This is a genomic window from Azospirillum sp. HJ39, assembly GCF_041507355.1.
Lineage (GTDB): Bacteria > Pseudomonadota > Alphaproteobacteria > Azospirillales > Azospirillaceae > Azospirillum > Azospirillum thiophilum.
The window spans coordinates 1,471,234-1,489,364 of sequence record NZ_CP167911.1 but is presented as its reverse complement, the minus strand read 5'-3'; the positions used below and the strand labels follow the sequence as shown (position 1 = coordinate 1,489,364).

17 protein-coding genes are annotated in these 18,131 nt (G+C 63.8%); 9 read left to right on the top strand and 8 right to left on the bottom strand.

Annotated features, from left to right (window positions below):
- Nucleotides 1-11: 11 nt before the first annotated feature.
- Nucleotides 12-407, top strand: coding sequence for an acyl-CoA thioesterase (locus tag ABMY26_RS20315; RefSeq protein WP_042692918.1), 396 nt, complete (start codon nt 12-14; stop codon nt 405-407).
- Between the two features lie 68 nt (nt 408-475).
- Here ABMY26_RS20315 and ABMY26_RS20310 read toward each other — a convergent pair whose 3' ends face one another.
- From ABMY26_RS20310 to ABMY26_RS20295, 4 genes are all read right to left on the bottom strand, one after another.
- A complete protein-coding gene (locus tag ABMY26_RS20310; RefSeq protein ID WP_372398975.1) occupies nt 476-910 on the bottom strand; it encodes an ArsC/Spx/MgsR family protein in 435 nt (144 codons plus the stop codon).
- 158 nt (nt 911-1,068) lie between these two features.
- Nucleotides 1,069-2,097: an ABC transporter substrate-binding protein gene (locus ABMY26_RS20305; protein WP_372398974.1), complete on the bottom strand. Its 1,029-nt coding sequence runs from the start codon at nt 2,095-2,097 to the stop codon at nt 1,069-1,071.
- A 22-nt stretch (nt 2,098-2,119) separates the two neighbouring features.
- A complete protein-coding gene (locus ABMY26_RS20300; RefSeq protein ID WP_372398973.1) occupies nt 2,120-2,920 on the bottom strand; it encodes an ABC transporter permease in 801 nt (266 codons plus the stop codon).
- A 7-nt stretch (nt 2,921-2,927) separates the two neighbouring features.
- Nucleotides 2,928-3,749 (bottom strand): ABC transporter ATP-binding protein, encoded by an 822-nt coding sequence (locus ABMY26_RS20295; protein ID WP_372398972.1) that lies wholly within the window; start codon nt 3,747-3,749, stop codon nt 2,928-2,930.
- Between the two features lie 290 nt (nt 3,750-4,039).
- Here ABMY26_RS20295 and ftsH point away from each other — a divergent pair, with 290 nt between their 5' ends.
- The 3 genes from ftsH to ABMY26_RS20280 all read left to right on the top strand — a co-directional run bounded on the left by ftsH (nt 4,040) and on the right by ABMY26_RS20280 (nt 7,845).
- On the top strand, nt 4,040-5,830 hold the full coding sequence (ftsH, locus tag ABMY26_RS20290) for an ATP-dependent zinc metalloprotease FtsH (RefSeq protein WP_372398971.1): 1,791 nt from the start codon (nt 4,040-4,042) through the stop codon (nt 5,828-5,830).
- A 121-nt stretch (nt 5,831-5,951) separates the two neighbouring features.
- Nucleotides 5,952-6,740: a substrate-binding periplasmic protein gene (locus tag ABMY26_RS20285; RefSeq protein WP_372398970.1), complete on the top strand. Its 789-nt coding sequence runs from the start codon at nt 5,952-5,954 to the stop codon at nt 6,738-6,740.
- 343 nt (nt 6,741-7,083) lie between these two features.
- On the top strand, nt 7,084-7,845 hold the full coding sequence (locus tag ABMY26_RS20280) for a response regulator transcription factor (RefSeq protein ID WP_372398969.1): 762 nt from the start codon (nt 7,084-7,086) through the stop codon (nt 7,843-7,845).
- A gap of 83 nt (nt 7,846-7,928) precedes the next feature.
- Here ABMY26_RS20280 and ABMY26_RS20275 read toward each other — a convergent pair whose 3' ends face one another.
- Nucleotides 7,929-9,710, bottom strand: coding sequence for a DUF3369 domain-containing protein (locus ABMY26_RS20275; RefSeq protein WP_372398968.1), 1,782 nt, complete (start codon nt 9,708-9,710; stop codon nt 7,929-7,931).
- Between the two features lie 573 nt (nt 9,711-10,283).
- Here ABMY26_RS20275 and ABMY26_RS20270 point away from each other — a divergent pair.
- A complete protein-coding gene (locus ABMY26_RS20270; protein WP_372398967.1) occupies nt 10,284-12,161 on the top strand; it encodes a sensor histidine kinase in 1,878 nt (625 codons plus the stop codon).
- A 121-nt stretch (nt 12,162-12,282) separates the two neighbouring features.
- Here ABMY26_RS20270 and hisE read toward each other — a convergent pair whose 3' ends face one another.
- Nucleotides 12,283-12,672, bottom strand: coding sequence for a phosphoribosyl-ATP diphosphatase (hisE, locus tag ABMY26_RS20265; RefSeq protein WP_372398966.1), 390 nt, complete (start codon nt 12,670-12,672; stop codon nt 12,283-12,285).
- 271 nt (nt 12,673-12,943) lie between these two features.
- Here hisE and ABMY26_RS20260 point away from each other — a divergent pair, with 271 nt between their 5' ends.
- Nucleotides 12,944-13,138 (top strand): hypothetical protein, encoded by a 195-nt coding sequence (locus ABMY26_RS20260; RefSeq protein WP_372398965.1) that lies wholly within the window; start codon nt 12,944-12,946, stop codon nt 13,136-13,138.
- Nucleotides 13,139-13,186: 48 nt separating this feature from the next.
- Nucleotides 13,187-13,384: a hypothetical protein gene (locus tag ABMY26_RS20255; protein ID WP_372398964.1), complete on the top strand. Its 198-nt coding sequence runs from the start codon at nt 13,187-13,189 to the stop codon at nt 13,382-13,384.
- 142 nt (nt 13,385-13,526) lie between these two features.
- On the opposite strand, the gene ABMY26_RS20250 is transcribed toward ABMY26_RS20255, so the two are convergent.
- Entirely contained in the window at nt 13,527-14,264 is a 738-nt protein-coding gene (locus tag ABMY26_RS20250; protein ID WP_372398963.1) for a Crp/Fnr family transcriptional regulator, read from the bottom strand.
- A gap of 193 nt (nt 14,265-14,457) precedes the next feature.
- Here ABMY26_RS20250 and ABMY26_RS20245 point away from each other — a divergent pair, with 193 nt between their 5' ends.
- Nucleotides 14,458-14,859: a hypothetical protein gene (locus tag ABMY26_RS20245; protein ID WP_372398962.1), complete on the top strand. Its 402-nt coding sequence runs from the start codon at nt 14,458-14,460 to the stop codon at nt 14,857-14,859.
- Between the two features lie 88 nt (nt 14,860-14,947).
- Nucleotides 14,948-15,733, top strand: coding sequence for a DUF502 domain-containing protein (locus ABMY26_RS20240; protein WP_372398961.1), 786 nt, complete (start codon nt 14,948-14,950; stop codon nt 15,731-15,733).
- On the opposite strand, the gene recG is transcribed toward ABMY26_RS20240, so the two are convergent.
- Complete coding sequence (recG, locus tag ABMY26_RS20235) at nt 15,685-17,766, bottom strand: ATP-dependent DNA helicase RecG (protein ID WP_372398960.1); 2,082 nt, start codon at nt 17,764-17,766, stop codon at nt 15,685-15,687. The genes ABMY26_RS20240 and recG overlap by 49 nt on opposite strands.
- Between the last annotated feature and the right edge of the window lie 365 nt (nt 17,767-18,131).

The window sequence follows — 18,131 nt, the reverse complement described above, 5'->3', positions numbered from 1 at the left end:
CCGGAGGAAGCATGAGCGCGGTGGACGGTTACGACTTCGACAACGGCCCGGCGTTGCGGGCCATCGCCATGCCGGCGGACACCAACCCGAATGGCGACATCTTCGGCGGCTGGCTGCTGGCACAGATGGATCTGGCCGGCGGTACGGTCGCGGTGCGGCGCAGCCATGGCCGCGTCGCCACCGTCGGCATCGAGGCCATGACCTTCCACAAGCCGGTCTTCGTCGGCGACGAGGTCAGCTGCTTCGCCCGAATCGAGAAGGTCGGACGCACCTCGCTTCGGGTCCGGATCGAAACCTGGGTGCGCCGCGAACGTTCCGGCTCCGACCCGATCAAGGTGACGGAGGGCGTGTTCACCTATGTCGCCATCGGCGAGGACCGCAAGCCGCGCGAGGTTCCGCCGGAGTGATGATGCGCTGAGCCGGCGTCCCTTTCCTGCCCCCGTCCCGGCTGGTCGCCGGGACGGGGGCAGTGCGGTCAGGCCGCCGGAGCCTTCACGAAATGCTGGTGCCCGTGGTCGCACTGGCCGCGGGCGTGCTTGTCGTCGCAGCTTTCGCCGGACGTCAAGCCGATCCAGGCATGGAGCGTGGTGGGATCGAAGCCGGATTCGCGGCGGTCGCCGACCTGGATCAGCGGGCGACGGATCAGGTCACGGTCGGCCAGCAAGGCGGCGAGCGCACCAGCCTCGTCAAGGGCGTCGGGCTTGACCGAACCGCTCTTCACCGCGGCGGCTCGACGGTTGAACCAGGCCCCGACCTCCTTGTCGCCGAAGAAAGCGCGCAGACCGTCGGTCGTCAGGTCGGCAGTGGCAAGATCGCGCTCGACCAGTGCATGGCCGGCGGCAACCAGCTGCTGCTTCTGCTTGGCATTCGCCGGGCAACCGGCCATTGCGTAGAATATCACCTCTGCCATGGGGCACTCCGCTGTCGGATGGGGGGCCTGACCGCAGGCAATCAGGACCGATTTCGTCCAGTCTAACGGCAGCGCTGCATGAAAAAGGGCGCGACAAAATGCCGCGCCCATAATTTTTTTGTGGGTTTTTGACGCCCGGCCGACGGGCGCCGGGCAGATCATTTCTGCAGGCGCTTCAACGCATCCTCGACATACTGGTTGGTGTAGGTCCTGGACAGGTCGATGCTCGCGGAAGCCACCGCCGGGTCGAATGCCTTCAGCACCTTCAACGCCGCATCGGCGCCCTCCTGGGTGAAGCGGCCGTCCGGCGAATAGGTCGGCTTGGAATGCGCGAAGGCCTCGGCATAGAGCGTCTTGTTGCCCAGGAAATACTCTTCCGGCAGCACCTTCAGCACGTCGTCGGTGCTCGCCTTGTTCAGCCACAGCATGGTGCGGACGAAGACGTCGGCCAGCGCCTGGGTGGTCTTCGGATTCTCCTTGATGAAGTCCGGCTTGGCGTAGAGCACTGCCGCGGGATATGGCCCGCCATAGACGTCGAGCGTTCCCTTCTCGGTCCGGGTGTCGGCGAGGACGGTGATGTCACCGTCGGCCTGGGCCTGGCTGATCACTGGATCCAGATTGACGATGGCATCGATCTCGCCCCGCTTGATCGCCGCGATGGCGCTGGGTCCGCCGCCGACACCGATGACCGACGCGTCCTCCGGTTTCATGCCCATGGAGGTCAGCACATGGTTCAGCATGAAGTTGGTGGAGGAGCCGGGAGCGGTCACGCCGACTTTCTTGCCCTTCAGATCCTTGAGCGACTTGACGGTGCCGGCCTTGTTGACGGCGGCCAGCACGATGCCGGGATAACGGCCGAGCTGGGCCACCGCGACGATGGGCTGGCCCTTGGCCTGCATCTGGATGGTGTGGTCGTAGGCACCGGTGACGACATCGGCCGACCCGCCGATCAAGGCTTGCAGGCTCTTGGCACCGCCGCCGAAATCGCTGATTTCGACAGTTAGCCCGGCATCCTTGAAATAACCCAGCCGTTCGGCCAGCGTCAGCGGGAGGTAATAGAGAAGCGGCTTGCCGCCGACCGCGATCTTGATATCGGTCTTCTCAAGCTTCTGCTGGGCTGCTGACATGCCGGCACTTCCCAACGTCAGAATGACCGCGGCGGCCGTGATCAGTGATTTCAGTTTCATCTTTTCCCTCCCCAATTGAATTTCAGTGCTGCCCGCCATGATTGTCCTGCGGGCGCCAGTGCAGCAGCCGTTTCTCGATCATGGTGACGGCGGCGTCGATCAGGACGACGAAGATCGTCAGCACCAGCATGCCGGAGAAGACACCGACCGTGTCGAAGACACCTTCGGCCTGATGGATGCGGTAGCCCAGCCCGGCGGCGGAACCCAGATATTCGCCGACAACCGCACCGACCATGGCGAAGCCGACGGCGGTGTGCAGGGACGAGAAGACCCAGGACAGGGCGGACGGCAGATAGACATGCCGGAACAGGTCGCGGGAACTGGCGCCCAGCATGCGGGCATTGGCCAGGACCACCGGGCTGACCTCCTTCACGCCCTGATAGACGTTGAAGAAGACGATGAAGAAGACCAGCGTCACCCCCAGCGCCACCTTGGACCAGATGCCCAGCCCCAGCCACAGCGCGAAGATCGGCGCCAGCACGACACGCGGCAGCGCGTTGATCGCCTTGATGTACGGGTCGAACACCAGGGAGACGAGCGGCGCGCGGGCAAACCAGAAGCCGAAGGCGATGCCGGCCACCGTACCGATGACGAAGGCCAGCGCCGTCTCCAGCAGGGTGATGCCCAGATGATACCAGATGACGCCCGAAGCGAAGTCGGCCCAGGTGCGGGCCAGCACCGCCCCCGGCGTGCCGAAGAAGAAGGGGCTGAGAATCTTGGTGTCGGTCAGGATGTGCCAGACCAGGAGGAAGGCGATCAGGACGGCGAGTTGCAGCAGCAGGATGACCGGGCGGCCCGGCAGGCGCTTGGCATGGGATTTCATGATCTCGTCACCGCAGCTTGGTCTGGGCGTAGCCCTTCAGCACTTCGTCGCGCAGCTGGCCCCAGATCTCCCGGTGCAATGCTAGGAAGCGCGGGGTCATGCGGATTTCAGCCACGTCGCGCGGACGGTCGAGGTCGATGCGGTACTCGCCGATCAGCCGCGCGCCCGGTCCGGCGGACAACACCAGAACCCGGTCGGACATGGCGATCGCCTCCTCCAGGTCGTGGGTGATGAAGACCACCGACTTGCGGTCGGCCGCCCACAAATCGAGCAGCTCGTTCTCCATCATCTGGCGGGTCTGGATGTCGAGCGCCGAGAAGGGCTCGTCCATCAGGATGATCTTCGGGTCGACGATCAGCGTCTGGGCCAGCGCCACGCGCTTGCGCATGCCGCCGGAAAGCTGGTGCGGGAAACGGTCGCCGAACCCGTCCAGGCCGACGCGGGCCAGCCAGGGCTGCGCGCGCTCCCGCGCGTCCGATTTCGCGACTCCGCGGAATTCCAGCCCGGCCGCAACATTGTCCAGGGCCGATTTCCAGGGCATCAACGCCTCGGATTGGAACATGTATCCGGCCTTGGGATTGATGCCGGTCACCGGCTGCCCGAAGGACAGTGCGCGCCCCTCGCTGGGCTTCAACAGGCCGGCGGCAACGTTCAGCATCGTCGATTTGCCGCTGCCGGTCGGGCCGACGATCGATACGAACTCCCCATCGGCGACGGTGAAACTGGCGCCCTGTACGGCGGTGTAGGAACGTCCCCGGCCGTCGGGTGAAGGAAATGTGCAGGTCACGCCTTCCAGTCGGAGGGCGGGCGCCGCGGCGGCCTCGGCCATGTCGGTGTGGTCCTTATCGTTTGGGCTGGATCGTTTGGGCAGGCTCATTTGGTTTGATGGACATACTGTCCGAACTGAGGCGTATGGGCAACCGCTTGAGAAGGCCGCACAATCCGAAGCCGCCCATTTCGGGAATGCCCCGCTTACGGTGTCAAAGAAGGGACGAAGGCCGTTATCGGTTGCCGCGGCGGCGCGCAGTCACGCATCTATGGCATAGATCGAAAGCCAGCCCTTTTCCCATCCTGCCCCCATCCCCCTGCCCTATCCTCTGCCCTCGTCACGGAGCCGTCATGCCCACGTTGCCGAAACGCCCGTTGATCGCGCTCGCCGTCCTGGCCGCCCTGCTCGCCGCATGGCTCGGCTTCGCCGCCTGGTACGATCACAGCCAGCGGGCGGACGAAGAGGCGGCGACCTACAGCACGCTGATCGAACGGGCAAGCCGGGGCGAGATCGACTCCATCACCTTCGCCGGGGGCGCCGGCCATGCGGTCGCCGGTAACGGCACCCGCTACCGCGTCGTCTTGCCGGTGACCGACGACCTGCTGAAGGAACTGCGCGCCCACAAGGTCGCCATCGCCTTCGACGAGGGGCCCGACGGCTTGATGGCCCGGACGGTGGGCGTGCTCGACCGCGCCGCTCCCTTCCTGGTGATGGCATTGCTGATCGGCGGCCTTCTGCTCGGCGGCGGGCAGTTCTTCGGGATGGGGCGCGCCACCCGCGTGCGGCCGGAGGACACCGGCACCGTCTTCGCCGATGTCGCCGGCGTGGACGAGGCCAAGGAGGAACTGCGGGAGACCGTCCAGTTCCTGAAGGATCCGCGCCGCTTCGCCATGGCCGGCGCCCGCGTGCCGAAGGGCATCCTGCTGGTCGGCCCGCCCGGCACCGGCAAGACCATGCTGGCCAAGGCGGCGGCCGGCGAGGCCGGCGTGCCCTTCTTCGCCGCGTCGGGGTCCGACTTCGTGGAAATGTTCGTCGGATTGGGAGCAGCGCGCGTCCGCAGCCTGTTCAAGACCGCCCGCGCCGCCGCGCCCTGCATCCTGTTCATCGACGAGATCGACGCGTTGGCCGGCAAGCGCGGCGAATCGAACAGTCATTCCGAGCGCGATCAGACGCTGAACCAGTTGCTGGTCGAGATGGACGGCATCGTCGACGGCGGCGACGTGGTGGTGATCGCCGCCACCAACCGCTCGGAAATGCTTGACCCAGCGGTGCTCCGCCCCGGCCGGTTCGACCGTCATATCCATGTCAGCCTGCCCGACGTGACCGGGCGCGAGGCGATTCTGGGTGTTCATGCCAGCCGGCTGACGCTGGCGCCCGACGTCTGCCCCCGCACGGTGGCGCGCGGCACCCCCGGATTCTCCGGCGCCGAACTCGCCAACCTGACCAACGAAGCGGCGCTGTCCGCCGCGCGCCAGGGGCGCGTCATCGTCACCATGGCCGATTTCGAAGCGGCCAAGGACCGGGTGCTGATGGGCACCGAACGCCGCAGCCTTGCCCTGTCGGCGCACGAGCGGCGGCTGATCGCCGTCCACGAGGCCGGCCACGCGCTGGTTTCCCTGCGCTGTCCGCAGGCCGATCCGATCCACAAGGCCACCATCATCCCGCGTGGCGGCGCGCTGGGCATGGTGGTGCGGCTGCCGGAGGGCGACCGCGTATCGGTCTCTCGCGCCAAGCTGCTGGCCGATATCGCCGTCGCCATGGCCGGCCGCGCCGCCGAGGAGATCGTCTTCGGTCCCGACCAGGTCACTACCGGAGCGGAAGCCGATTTTCGTGCCGCCACCGACCTCGCCCGCCGGATGGTCACCGCCTGGGGTATGAGCGAGGAAATCGGCTTCGTCGCCCATGCCGCCTATGGCGGCGGCGAGTCGGGCGCACGCTCCGAACGCACCGCCTGGCGCATCGATGAAGAGGTCCGACGCATCACCGACGAGGGGATGGACCATGCCCGCCGCCTGCTGCGCACCGACCGCGCCGCGCTGGACGACATCGCCCAGGCCCTGCTGGAACGCGAAACCCTGAGTGGCGACGAGATCACCCGGTTGGCCGACCAACTGGAAGAGTTGGCCACCGAGGCAGCGTGACAGCTCACCGCCTGTCATTGCCCTCCTTCGAAGGACGGACAGGAAACGTCACGCATTGCAGCATGGATACATACGGGGGTAGAGTAACCCCACGGAAACAGGGCAAAAGGAGAGGGGCAAAATGACGGGGCCGGTATCCCGCCGCACGGCGCTGAAGACTGCGTTGCCTCTTCTTTCAGCCTTGCCTTTTCTCTCCGGCCGAAAGGTTTGGGCACAGGGGGCGCCGGTGACCGTCAAGGTCGGCGCCTATGAATTTCCTCCCTATGTCGATGATTCGGGCGGCGGCATCACAGAGGATCTGTTGAACCTGTTCAACGCCGCCCAGAACGAACGCCGCTTCCAACTGGTCCGGACGGCACCGCAGAGGCGTTACGAGGATCTGGAACAGGGACGGTTCGATATGATCGCGTTCGAAAGCCGGGCTTGGGGCTGGCAGGACCGTGCGGTCGACGTTACCCGTCCCTTCCTGCACGACGCGGAAGTGTTCGTGGCCAGAGCAGCGCCCGGGATCGACCAGCGCTACTTCGACGACCTGTCCGGCAAGACGATCCTTGGTCGGCTCGGCTATCATTATGCCTTCGCCGGATTCGATGCAGACCCGAAGGTTCTGGAACAGCGCTACCGCACCCGCGTCACAGTGACGCACGAAGGCAATGTGCGCAGCGTCGCCGCCGGACGCGCCGACCTTGCCATCGTCACCCGCTCTTTCCTGACCCGCTTCCTGCAACGCGAACCCGGGCTGGCGGGCCAGCTGCTGATCTCGGAGCGAACGGATCAGGTCTACGAGCATACCATCCTGACGCGACGCGGTGGTCCGGTTGCCGCAGCGTGGCTCACTTCATTGCTCGACCGTCTCACAGCAGACGGCCAGTTGGACTCTCTATGGCGGCGCAGCGGGATCTTGACGTGAAACGCCACGGTTCCCTGCTGACTCCTATGGCGGGCGTTGTCCTACCCACCAAAGCGGCCATCAGGACGGCCACTTTGCCGATGTCCGAATATGCGCAGCCAATCCGGTCCGTTACCCCGCGGTCGATGGGCATGCTGCCCGCCGACGCAAGCAACGGATCCAGACAGCTTGCGGCGTAAAAGACCTGGACCGATTCACCAAATCTGTTACAGAGATGTCACTTAATGTGACAGTTTGTAACGCGACGCGTTCGGTAGGATTTGAATTGCATCTACTTTGTTTTAAAATTTACGCATTCTGGGGTATGTTTCACCCGTTGAAGTGGTGATAGGGAGAGCGCGGGATGGCCGGTCCGACGATCGTCGTGGTCGAAGATGAGAATTCCCTGCGGACCGATATGGTCGAGTATCTGTCCGGCTGCGGCTTCGAAGCGATCGGAGCCCGCGACGGTGCCGAACTGGACCGGATGCTGGAGATGCACAACGCCGCCATCGTGATCCTGGACGTGAACCTGCCGGACGAGGACGGGTTCAAGATCGCGGCACGGCTGCGCGACGGCCATGATGCCGGCATCATCATGGTGACTGCGCGCGGCTCCACCGTCGACCGCGTGGTCGGACTGGAAATCGGCGCCGACGCTTATCTGGTGAAGCCGGTCGAACTGCGCGAACTGGAAGCGCAGGTCAAGTCGCTGCTGCGCCGCTTGAACGAGCGGGCTGCCGAATCGGCCGCCCCGCCGGTCAATGGTGCCGCTCCTGGGGCCGACGCTCTTGCTGACGGCGACGAGGCGCGCTGGTCCCTCGACCCTACGGAATGGAGCCTGACCAACCCGGCCGGGGTCCGCATCAGCCTGACCAGCATGGAAATGAAACTGACCAGCCTGCTGGCCGCCCTGGCGCGCAAGCCGGCGACGCGCGATCAGATCTCCCAGGCACTGTACAATCGCCGCTGGAACCCGGAAGACCGCTCGATCGACACTGTCGTCGGCCGCCTGCGTCACAAGGTGGAAGGCGCCATCGGCGGTCCTGCCCCGCTGAAATCGGTGCATGGCGTCGGCTACGTCTTCTCCGCCCCGATCCGTGTGGTGGGTACGCCGCAAGCCTAGTTCGGGGGCCTGCCAGGTCGGGTCGGCCGCATGTGTCGGCGATCGCCCGGATCCCAGACCGGCACCACCGCTATCGATCCACTTCAGGCATGTGGCGCGGGAAGCACGACCCGGAAGGTGGAGCCCTTGCCCAATTCGCTGTCGACCGCGACCGCGCCGCCATGCAGCAGCACGATCTGCTGCACAGTATGCAGCCCGATGCCGGTGCCGGGAACGCCCGATGCACCGGATCCGCGGAAGAAGCGGTCGAACAGACGCGGGATCTCCGGCTGAGGGATGCCACGGCCGTGGTCGGCCACCTCGATCACCGCCATGACACCATCCGTGTGGCCGCGCAGCAGGATCGGGCTGGGAGGCGCAGCGTATTTGACTGCATTGTTGATCAGATTGGTCAACACCAGCCCGATCAGATGGGCGTCAATCTCCATCTTGCGCGGCAATTCTTCCAACTCCATCCGGAATTTGCGATCCGGATAGGCGATGCGGAAAGGTTGAACCACATTGTGGATCAGATCGGGCAGATCGACCTCGCAACGCTCCACCACCAGTGCGTTGCCCTGCAGCTTTTCGTCGGTCAGATGGACATCGATCAGGCCGGTCAGGCGTTGGACGCTGCCACGGATCACCGCCAGACGTTCCAGCATGTCGGGCTCCACCTGCTCGGCCCGAATTGCCAGCAATTGCGCCGCACTGTCTATGATGGCGAGCGGTGTGCGGAATTCATGGCTGACCATACCCAGGAACTGCCGTTGGCGGTCACGGGCCAGCAATTCGCACTCCAGGGCGCGCTCGACTCTCTCCTTTGCCAGAATCAGCGCCTTCTGGTTGGCGGCAAGTTCATTCGTCCGATCCGCCACCCGCTGTTCCAGCGAGCGGTTCAGGGCCACCAGTTCCTCATAAAGGCAGACATTGTCGAAGCCGATGGCGACACGGTTGCAGAACAGTTCCAGCAGCCGATGCTCGTCCGCGGTGTAGCGTTCCGCCCGCTCCAGCCGGAAAGCGGTGACGCCATGCTCGCGCGTACGGAAGATCAGAACGCACCTGTCTTCGCCATACAGGTTGCAGTGGCCGCTCAACGCTTCCTCGATTTCCGTCACGGCGTCGGCGGGCAGGATGTCGGCCACCGGCAGCCCGACGGTCCGGGCAAATCCACCTAGGGCGGCAACCACCGAGACCGGGCGGGTGCCGTCGCCGCGCTCAATCGGCCGGCAAGCCAGCACGGCAGGCGCGATCCCGGGATCGACAACAAGGGCGACCTGCTCCACCAGTCGTTCGACGAAGCTGCGCATCGACCGCGTCTCGAACAGCATGGCGGCGGCGCTGAGAACGCGCTCCAGCCCCTGGCGGTTGCGTTCGATCGTTACGATGTCGCGCCAAGCCCGGAGCGCGCTGACCAGGGTGGTGAACAGGCGTTGGGCGGTCAATTCGCTCTTCGCCTTGTAGTCATTGATGTCGTAACCGACGATGACGTCACGTTCGGGTGCCTGCCCCGGCTGGCCTGTTCGCAGAACGATGCGCATGCGCCGGTTGCCCAGATCGTCGCGGATGTGCCGAACCAGCTTGAGGCCGGCATCCTCCGTCTCCATCACCACGTCCAGCAGAGCCACGGGCAGATCCGGTCTTTCCACCAGAATCGCCTTGGCCTCCTCCGCCGACATCGCACTCACCACTTCGAACGGACGACCGTCGAAATCGAAGTCGCGCAAAAGGACTGCGGTCATGGCATGGACCTGCGGGTCGTCATCCACCACCAGGATGGGCCAGGGGGGACCGCTCGGCCGCTGGGCGCGCACCGCCGAAACCGTGCCGTCCTCCGGCCCAAACAGCAGTTCGTCGTCCGTTCCCCCATTCATCATCCCGGCCATGAACCGCCTCCACCACGACCGGCCGTATCAGCCTTTGTCCCGCCTGCGATGGAACCACCGGAAGCCGGTACTTCCAAGGCCGATCTCACCGATTAGGTAGCATTCGTTTCAATTTGTCGCATATCATGGAAGTTTGTTTCCGGCTGTAACCGATCCTATCCAAGACGACGCTCTTTGGAAATGCGGAAATACCTGCAGTAGGAGAATGTTCCCCATGTGAAAGAGCGGGATGGTTCTGCCTCTCCCTACACTTTCCATGTTCTTGCGCTTTGGCTCACGGCAGGGTTTCTGCCTAAACTGAGATGTTAAACATTATGCTTCGACAGAAATCTGGCCAATTGCAACCACCCGTTTTTTCGGAGAGGCGGTGAACCGCTTCGCTTGATGAGCAGAGTCATGAAGGCGGTCCCGGCACCGTCTGGTTTCCAGGCATCCAATCCGAGAATCATATGCAATTACTACGGCCTAATACATGGGTATAATATCGCTTTGATTGTTGGATGACGGCAAGCTGCAGTTACGCTATGCTTGAGCATAACCAATCGTTCACCATAACCGAATTGCCTCGCTCCGATGACCTCTCCCGGCTTCGATCAGCACGCGCGCGCCGCAGAGGGTCGGACCGGCATGCAGAACATTCCGCCCCCGAACCGGTCCGCGCAGGAATCTAAGGCAATCGCCGGAACAAGCAACGAACCCGATGCCACGGACAACAGCCTTGGCCGAGCGGATGGCCGGCAAGCCGATGGGAACCGGACCAATGGCCGTCAAAGCAATGGTCGAATGCCGCAAAATGCGCGTGGCACTGCCCGAGAGCGGCGACAGGCGGCGTCGCCCGCCGTTCTGGCCTTGCTGGCTGTCGCAGTCACTCTGACGGCGGCCCTTCTGTCCATCGCGGCCCACCAATACCGCCATCAGGTGATCGAAGAGGCGGAGAACCGCAGTGTCGCCATCACCCGCGTCCTGGAGGAGCATGCCGCCAAGACGCTGGGCATCCACGCAACGACATTGTCCCATATCGAATGGATGATCGACGATCTCGGTTGGGAGCGCATCGATTCCTCCCCCCTGCTGCACCAGCGGTTGAAGGCCATGGCCGCCGAAGCACCGGAGGTACAGTCCTATTGGATCGCAGACGAAACCGGGCGGATGCGCGCCAGCAGCTTCGAATGGCCGATGCGCCCGCTGAACGTAGCGGACCGCGCGTATTTCCAGGCACATCAGGCGAGCAACGATCAGGTTTATTTCGGCCCGCGTCTGAGCGGCAAGCTCATGTCCAAGGTCATCTTCACCCTCAGCCGTCGGATGGAATCCGCCGACCACAGGTTCCACGGGGTGGTGCAGATCTCTCTGGAGCCGAGCTATTTCACCGATTTCTACCGGTCGGTCCTGCACGATCCTCAAGACGTCGTCCTGCTGCTGCGGGAGGATGGGGAAGTGCTGGTGCGCGAGCCGTCGAGCGCCGCCCCGGACAGCGTCAACATCGGCCGATACCCGGAGTTGATCAAAGGCACGGAAGAGAATGGAGTCGTCCGCATCGTGACCTCCTTCGACGGTGCACAACGGATTCTGGCTCGCCGCAAGGTCCCGAACCTGCCCATCTACGTGGTATACGGAACAGACATCACCTCCGTCGAGACGGCATGGCGTGACAGGGTGAAGCCCTATGCATTGTTCGCCATACCCTCATTAGGCCTGCTGTTCCTGCTGGGCGGCATCGCGTTGCGCCGGTCGCGTCAGGCCGCAGACGCACAGGAGGCGTTGCGATGCGTCAACGAAGCGCTGGAAAGTCGCATCGCCGAACGCACCCGCCATCTGGACCAGACGCTGGCTGAAAAGGAAGTGCTGCTGCGAGATGTTCACCACCGGGTGAAGAACAACCTCCAGGTCATCCTGAGCCTATTGGAATTGCAAGCCCAGCGTACGCCTGAACTGGAAGGACCGTTCAGCGAAGCACTGAGCCGTATCAACACAATGGGACTGATCCATGAGCAGATCTACCGGTCCACAGGCGTGTCGTCCGTCCGGCTCGACAATTTCATTGAGGCGCTGGCCGACCATCTTTGCAATTTCCACCGCCGACCAGGGCGCGAGATCGTAATTCGCCACAAGGTGGAACCGCTCAGTATCGACCTTAACCGGGTGGTTCCCTTTGCGCTCATCCTGAACGAAGTGGTGTCGAACGCCTTCAAGCATGCCTTCGCCGAACGCCATAGCGGCATCATCACGATCACCGTCAAGGCGGAGGACAATTTTCTTACGCTCACGGTCGAGGATAACGGCACCGGTTGTGCCGAACAGGGGGTGGCACCACCAGGAACCGGTCGGCGATCGATGGGCATGGAGCTGATTAGAGCCTTCACCAAGCAAATCCAGGGTGAATACCGTTTCACCCAGCGTGGCGGCACGCTCTTCGAACTCGTTTTTCCACGGGATGCCGAGAAAATCTAAGAAGAATAAGTCAAATCGGATCGCGTAAAATCGGAATCGATTTGGATTTTTAATCCAACCGCCGAACAAATGTCGACAGCTTCGTACGTTTCATAATAAACGTACGAAGCTGTAGAGTGGCTCATCGCTTGCCTCGCTTTACTGGACTGGCGGTAACATTGTTATTATTTTCGTCGGGCTTTGGCAGCTTTTCGGCAATCCCAAACACCATTTCGCGCCGACGCAGTTCCGCCAAAATTTCATCCGGGGCGATGTCAAGGTCGGCAAGCAATACAACCAGATTGTAGAGAAGGTCTGCCGCCTCCATTACCAGCGCGTCGCGGTCGCCCCGCATGGCTTCGATCGCAACTTCGATCGCCTCCTCGCCGACCTTCCGGGCCATGCGGACACGCCCCTGAGCCAGCAGCCTTGCCGTGCGGGAGGCTTCGGGTGCAGCAGCAGGCTCACGCCGCAGGATCTGTACGGCTTCATACAAGCTGCGGAGGGGATCGGGGCCGATGTACTGAACCATGGACCTGAAGTCGTCTTTTCGATGATCGCTGTCAATATATTGGTTGGATCAACCAGCTTTCCACTCATTCATCCGGACATCTTCAGCATCGTTACGATGAAGGAAGGCAAGCGCATCATCAGCAAAACCGACCATCCGCTACAAATATGTTCAGCCGGAGAAAATCTTGAGGAAGCTGTAATTTTTGCAGCATCCAGCAATGCAGAAGAAGCGTATTTGGCATTGGGTATACCAGTATATAGTCTTCTCAACAGCTTGATGGAGACTGATCATGTCCACCACCACTTTCCAGCTCGGCACCGCCAACCACGCATCGACTGATGCCCTGCATGTCGTCGCCGAGTTTCCGGTCGTCTGGTTTAAAGCGACCCCAGCCTATCTGATACTGCGTCCGGCAACCGCTTTCCTGCGCGAATGGGCCGCAGCGACTCCCGCCGGCATGGTCCTGGGCATGCTGAAGCGCTGACATCAACACGCCTTTCACCGCTTCACTTTTGCCAACGGGGGCACAACCATGAGCACGCTCAGCCTTCACCGCGACGGCCACAGCCTCCACGGCGACACTCCGTCCTTGCATCCGGTCCGCGACTTCATCGCCGATTGGCTCGAAGCCACCCCGGCGGCGATCCTGCTCCATCCGGTCGGTGCCCTTCTGACGGATTGGGCGAAAGCCACCCCGGCAGCCATTCTGTTCCACGCACTGCACCGCTAGCCCGCAAACCGTCGTCATTCAGCCGGACAAGGGCTTGGGCGGAGTTTACTGTGAGGAAATGGCAAGAAAAAAGGCGCCCGCGGCATGGCCCGTTCATTCGGACCGCCGCGGCCTTTTCTTTTCAGATCGATCCTTCGGCGCGTCACACGGCACCGCGCACATCCTCCACCAACATCTCCAATCTTGGAAGGTCGCGGACCACCAGCGCGTCCGGACGGCGTTCCAGCATACCATCGCGGGTCAGGTCGCTCAGAACGCGGGCAACGGTCTCACGCGTGGTGCTGACGCGGGCAGCGATGTCGGAATGGACGGGAATCGGCGCGATCAGCGCGACGACACCCTGTCGCTTGCCGCGCTTTGCAAGGCGCAGCAGCTCCGCATGAACCCTGTTGTTGGCGCCCAGCGTCGACAACTCCATGATGCGGTCGGTCGCACCGCGCAATTTATCGCACAGCCGCAGCAACATGGCCTGCGCCAGTTCCGGATGTCCGGTTACAAGTTCCTGGAATGGACGCGCCGGCAGGAAGGCGACCAGTGCCCCATCCGCCAGCGCCACGACGGACGCGGAGCGTGGCCGCCCATCCAACGCCGACATCTCCCCCACCGGCTCACCCGCATCGATGTCGCTGAAGCTGATCTCGCGCCCGCCGGCAGAATGGCTCAGTACCCTGACCCGCCCTTCCACCACGAAGGCGACATCGCGGGTATCGCCCCAATGGTCGATCAACTGTTCATCGGCGCTGAAGCGACGCCACCGACACTGACGCGCCACCGCGGCCCGCTGTTCGGGTGTCAGCGGTCGAAGCAACGCTATGCGGTCCAGTCCGGCTGGCGGCGGATCGGTCGCGGCTTCGTGTTTGGGCAATTCAGCTTTCGACACGGGAATGATTTGGCCTCCGGCCCGGACTGCATCTTACGCGAAAGGATAACTCGACCTGCGCAAAGGGGGAAGCCGTGTGACCAATGGATGGTGTCAACCCTCCGTTAACACCGACAGGGCAGAAGGAACCCAAGCCTCGCCGACCAAGCATCACCGACACCCTCATTTGCCTTCCGCCGCCGGAGCGCTGTCCATGCCCAAACTGTTCCCCGTGCCTACCGCCCGCCGCATCGATGGTCATCGGCTGCTGTCGGTCGCTCTGATCCCCCTGGCCGCGGCGATCGCCATGGCGAGCACGGTCGCCGCAACCGGCATGACCGCCACCCCGCTGGGCGAGGCGAACAGCACGCTGGGCTTCCTGCTCGACTTCGCGACCTTCTGCTATCTGGCCGTTGCAATGGCCCATCTGTCCGGCGCGATCGCCGAGCGCACCTGCGGCGGCATGGCTGCCGGCCTGTCGATGGACGAGTTCGATGCACCGGAGCCGATATCCAAGGATGAATTCTGGCGCGCCTTTCCAAATCATGTCGACGGCGCAGCCATCGCCGGCGCGGTTACCCTGCTCTGTACATTGGCCGGAGCCGTGATCGGCTGATCCCGCACACCGCAACGCACACGGCAGTTGAGAGCGGACCACGCTTGCCCCACTATGGCGTGGGTGGACGAGCAGCGGATGGGCGGGCGTGAGCGGGGATCAGACGGATTTGAAGAAGGGCCAGACACCGGAACCGGTGCGGCACCGCCGTGAAGGCATCGGATTCATGGGGCGCCTTCGAGCCTATTTCCTGGCCGGAATCCTGGTCACGGCCCCGATAGCCATCACCGCCTACATCGCCTGGTGGTTCGTCTCGCTGATCGATGGCTATATCCGCCCGTTCATTCCCAGCACCTATAATCCTGAGAATTACCTGCCCTTTTCCATTCCCGGCATCGGCGTCCTGGTGGTCATCGTCGTCGTCACCCTGATCGGCGCCTTCGCTGCGGGATATGTCGGCCGGCTGGTCTTGAGCGTCGGCGAAGGTGCGGTCGGGCGGATGCCCGTCGTCCGCTCCGTCTATGGCGTTGTGAAGCAGATCTTCGAGACGGTCCTGGCGAAGAAGTCCAACGCCTTCCGCGAGGTGGTTGTGATCCAGTACCCGCGCCCCGGTGTATGGTCGCTTGGTTTCATCACCGGCAACGCCCATCCGGAAGTCCAGTTGCGCCTGGACGGTCAGGCCGACGACATGGTGAACGTGTTCATTCCCTGCGCACCGCCTACCGCCGGCTATCTGGCGATGGTGCCGCGACGCGAGGTGACGGTGCTGAACATGTCGGTGGAGGACGGGTTGAAGCTGGTGATGTCCGGCGGCATCGTCGTCCCGCCCGAACGCCGTCCTGCACTGGCCGAGCCTGTCGAGAGCCGATCCGCTTCCGACGGCAATCAGCCGGACCGCAAGGTCTTGGCCGCGGCGTCGCGTTCGAACAGGTAGAGCAGCGTCCGTAGCGCCTGTCCGCGCGGGCTGGCAAGGTCGGGATCGCGGTCGACCACCAGGCGCGCGTCATCGCGCGCCACCGCCAGCAGATCGCCATGCACCGCCAGATCGGCCAGCCGGAATCCCGGCAGGCCGGACTGCCGCGTCCCAAGCACTTCGCCAGCCCCGCGCAAGCGCAGATCCTCTTCGGCGATGACGAAGCCGTCCTCGGTATCGCGGAGCGTCTTCAACCTTGCACGCGCCGTCTCGGTAAGGTTCGAATCGAACAACAGGAGACAGCTCGACGGCTTTTCGCCTCGTCCGACCCGACCGCGCAGTTGGTGAAGCTGAGCCAATCCGAATCGTTCGGCATGTTCGATGACCATCACCGTGGCTTCCGGCACATTCACCCCAACCTCGATCACCGTGGTGGCCACCAGCACGTCGAGGTTGCCCTCCGCGAAGGCAGCCATTACTGCATCCTTGTCCGGCCCACGCATCTTGCCATGGACCAGTCCGACCCTATCGCCGAAGCTCGCACGCAGAAAGGCATGGCGCTCGGTCGCGGCGGCAAGGTCGCTCTGCTCCGACTCATCGACCAGCGGGCAGACCCAATAGACCCGTGCCCCCTCGGTCACCTTGCGTTGGATGCCGTTGACGACCTCCTCCAGACGGTCGAGCGCCACGGTGACGGTCTGCACCGGCTTTCGGCCGGCCGGCTTCTCGGTCAGGCGCGATACATCCATGTCACCGTAGGCGGTCAGGGTCAGGGTGCGTGGGATCGGCGTCGCCGTCATCACCAGGACGTCGACGGCCCTGCCCTTGGCTGAAAGCTGCAAACGCTGGTGGACGCCGAAACGGTGTTGCTCGTCGATCACCGCCAGGGCCAGATCCTTGAAGGCGACATCCTCCTGGAACAGGGCGTGAGTACCGACCAGCAACGGCAACTCGCCCGAAGCAAGCCGGTCGAGCACGGCTTGACGCGCCTTCCCCTTGTCACGACCGGTCAGCAGCCCGATCTCCACCCCCGCCGCCCTGCACAGCGGCGCAAGGCTTTCGGCATGTTGACGGGCAAGGATCTCGGTCGGTGCCATCAAGGCGGCCTGGGCGCCGGCCTCCACCGCATTCAACATGGCCAGCAGTGCGACCACGGTCTTGCCGCTGCCGACATCGCCCTGCAACAGACGCAACATGCGCCGTTCCGCCGCCATGTCGGAATAGATGTCCTCCAGCGCCGCAGCCTGCGAGCCGGTCAGCGAGAATGGCAGCGCCGCCAATGCAGCCTGCCGCCGGCCGCCATCCCCCTGCGTAACCCTCCCGGCAAGCTGCCGCTGGCTCGCCCGCACCAGCATCAGCGCCAGCTGGTTCGCCAGCAACTCGTCATAGGCCAATCGGCAACGGATCGGCGCGGTCGGCGCAAGGTCTCCCTCGTCCTCCGGTGTATGGGCGCGCCTCAATGCATCGGCCCAGGTCGGCCATTGCCGGCGGGCCAGCCAAGCAGGATCCTGCCACTCCGCTATTTCAGGTATGTCGCCCAGCGCGGCGCGCACCGCCTTGCGCAGCGTCTTTGCCGGCAGGCCGGCGGTCATCGGATAGACCGGCTCCACCATCTCCATCTCGTCACGGGCGTCGAGCGGGACGACGGCGTCGGGGTGAGTGATCTGGGCAGTGTCGTTGAACCATTCGACCTTGCCGGAAACCACCATGGTGGAACCCGCCGGGATCTGCTTCGACAGCCAGTCGCCACGGATATGGAAATAGACAAGTTCCAGCACGCCGGTCTCGTCGGTGCAGCGGATCTTGTAGGGATGGCGCGGGTTCAGCGGCGGCGCATGCGAATCGATGCGGACGGTCAGTGTCGCAATGCGGCCGTGCGGCGCCTGCGCGATCTTGGGCGAGAAGCGGCGGTCGACCACGCCGCAGGGCAGATGCCACAGCAGGTCGACCACATGGGCACCAGCCAACTTCTCCACCAGCTTGCCCAATCGGGGGCCGAGGCCGGGGAGTGCAGTGACCGGCTTGAAAAGCGGAAACAGGATGGCAGGACGCACGGGCGGGACGCTATCGGGAAAGTCTTGGACAGTCCCCAGAAAGCCGCCTGGGCGGCGTGCCGTCAAGCCCGCTGCGACGAATGGGGGAAAGAAGGAACGGCGGAACGCACCGCGGCCGGTGGCCTTCGGTGGGGGGCAACGCCGGCCTGAACTTGGCCACGGACGCGCTCCGCCGATAGGTACCGTCCGGAGGCAAACGGGAGGCCCGGACGGCCAAGTCCGATGGCAGGGGACCATCGGGGAGAGACACCAGAAGAGAAGACGCTCTGGGTGGGCGGTCGGTGTTTCAGGGGGGCTGGCCCAACCGCGTCACAAGAAGAACCATAGCCCCGCCGCCCTGTCCCGAACCTGACCCGACCATGAAT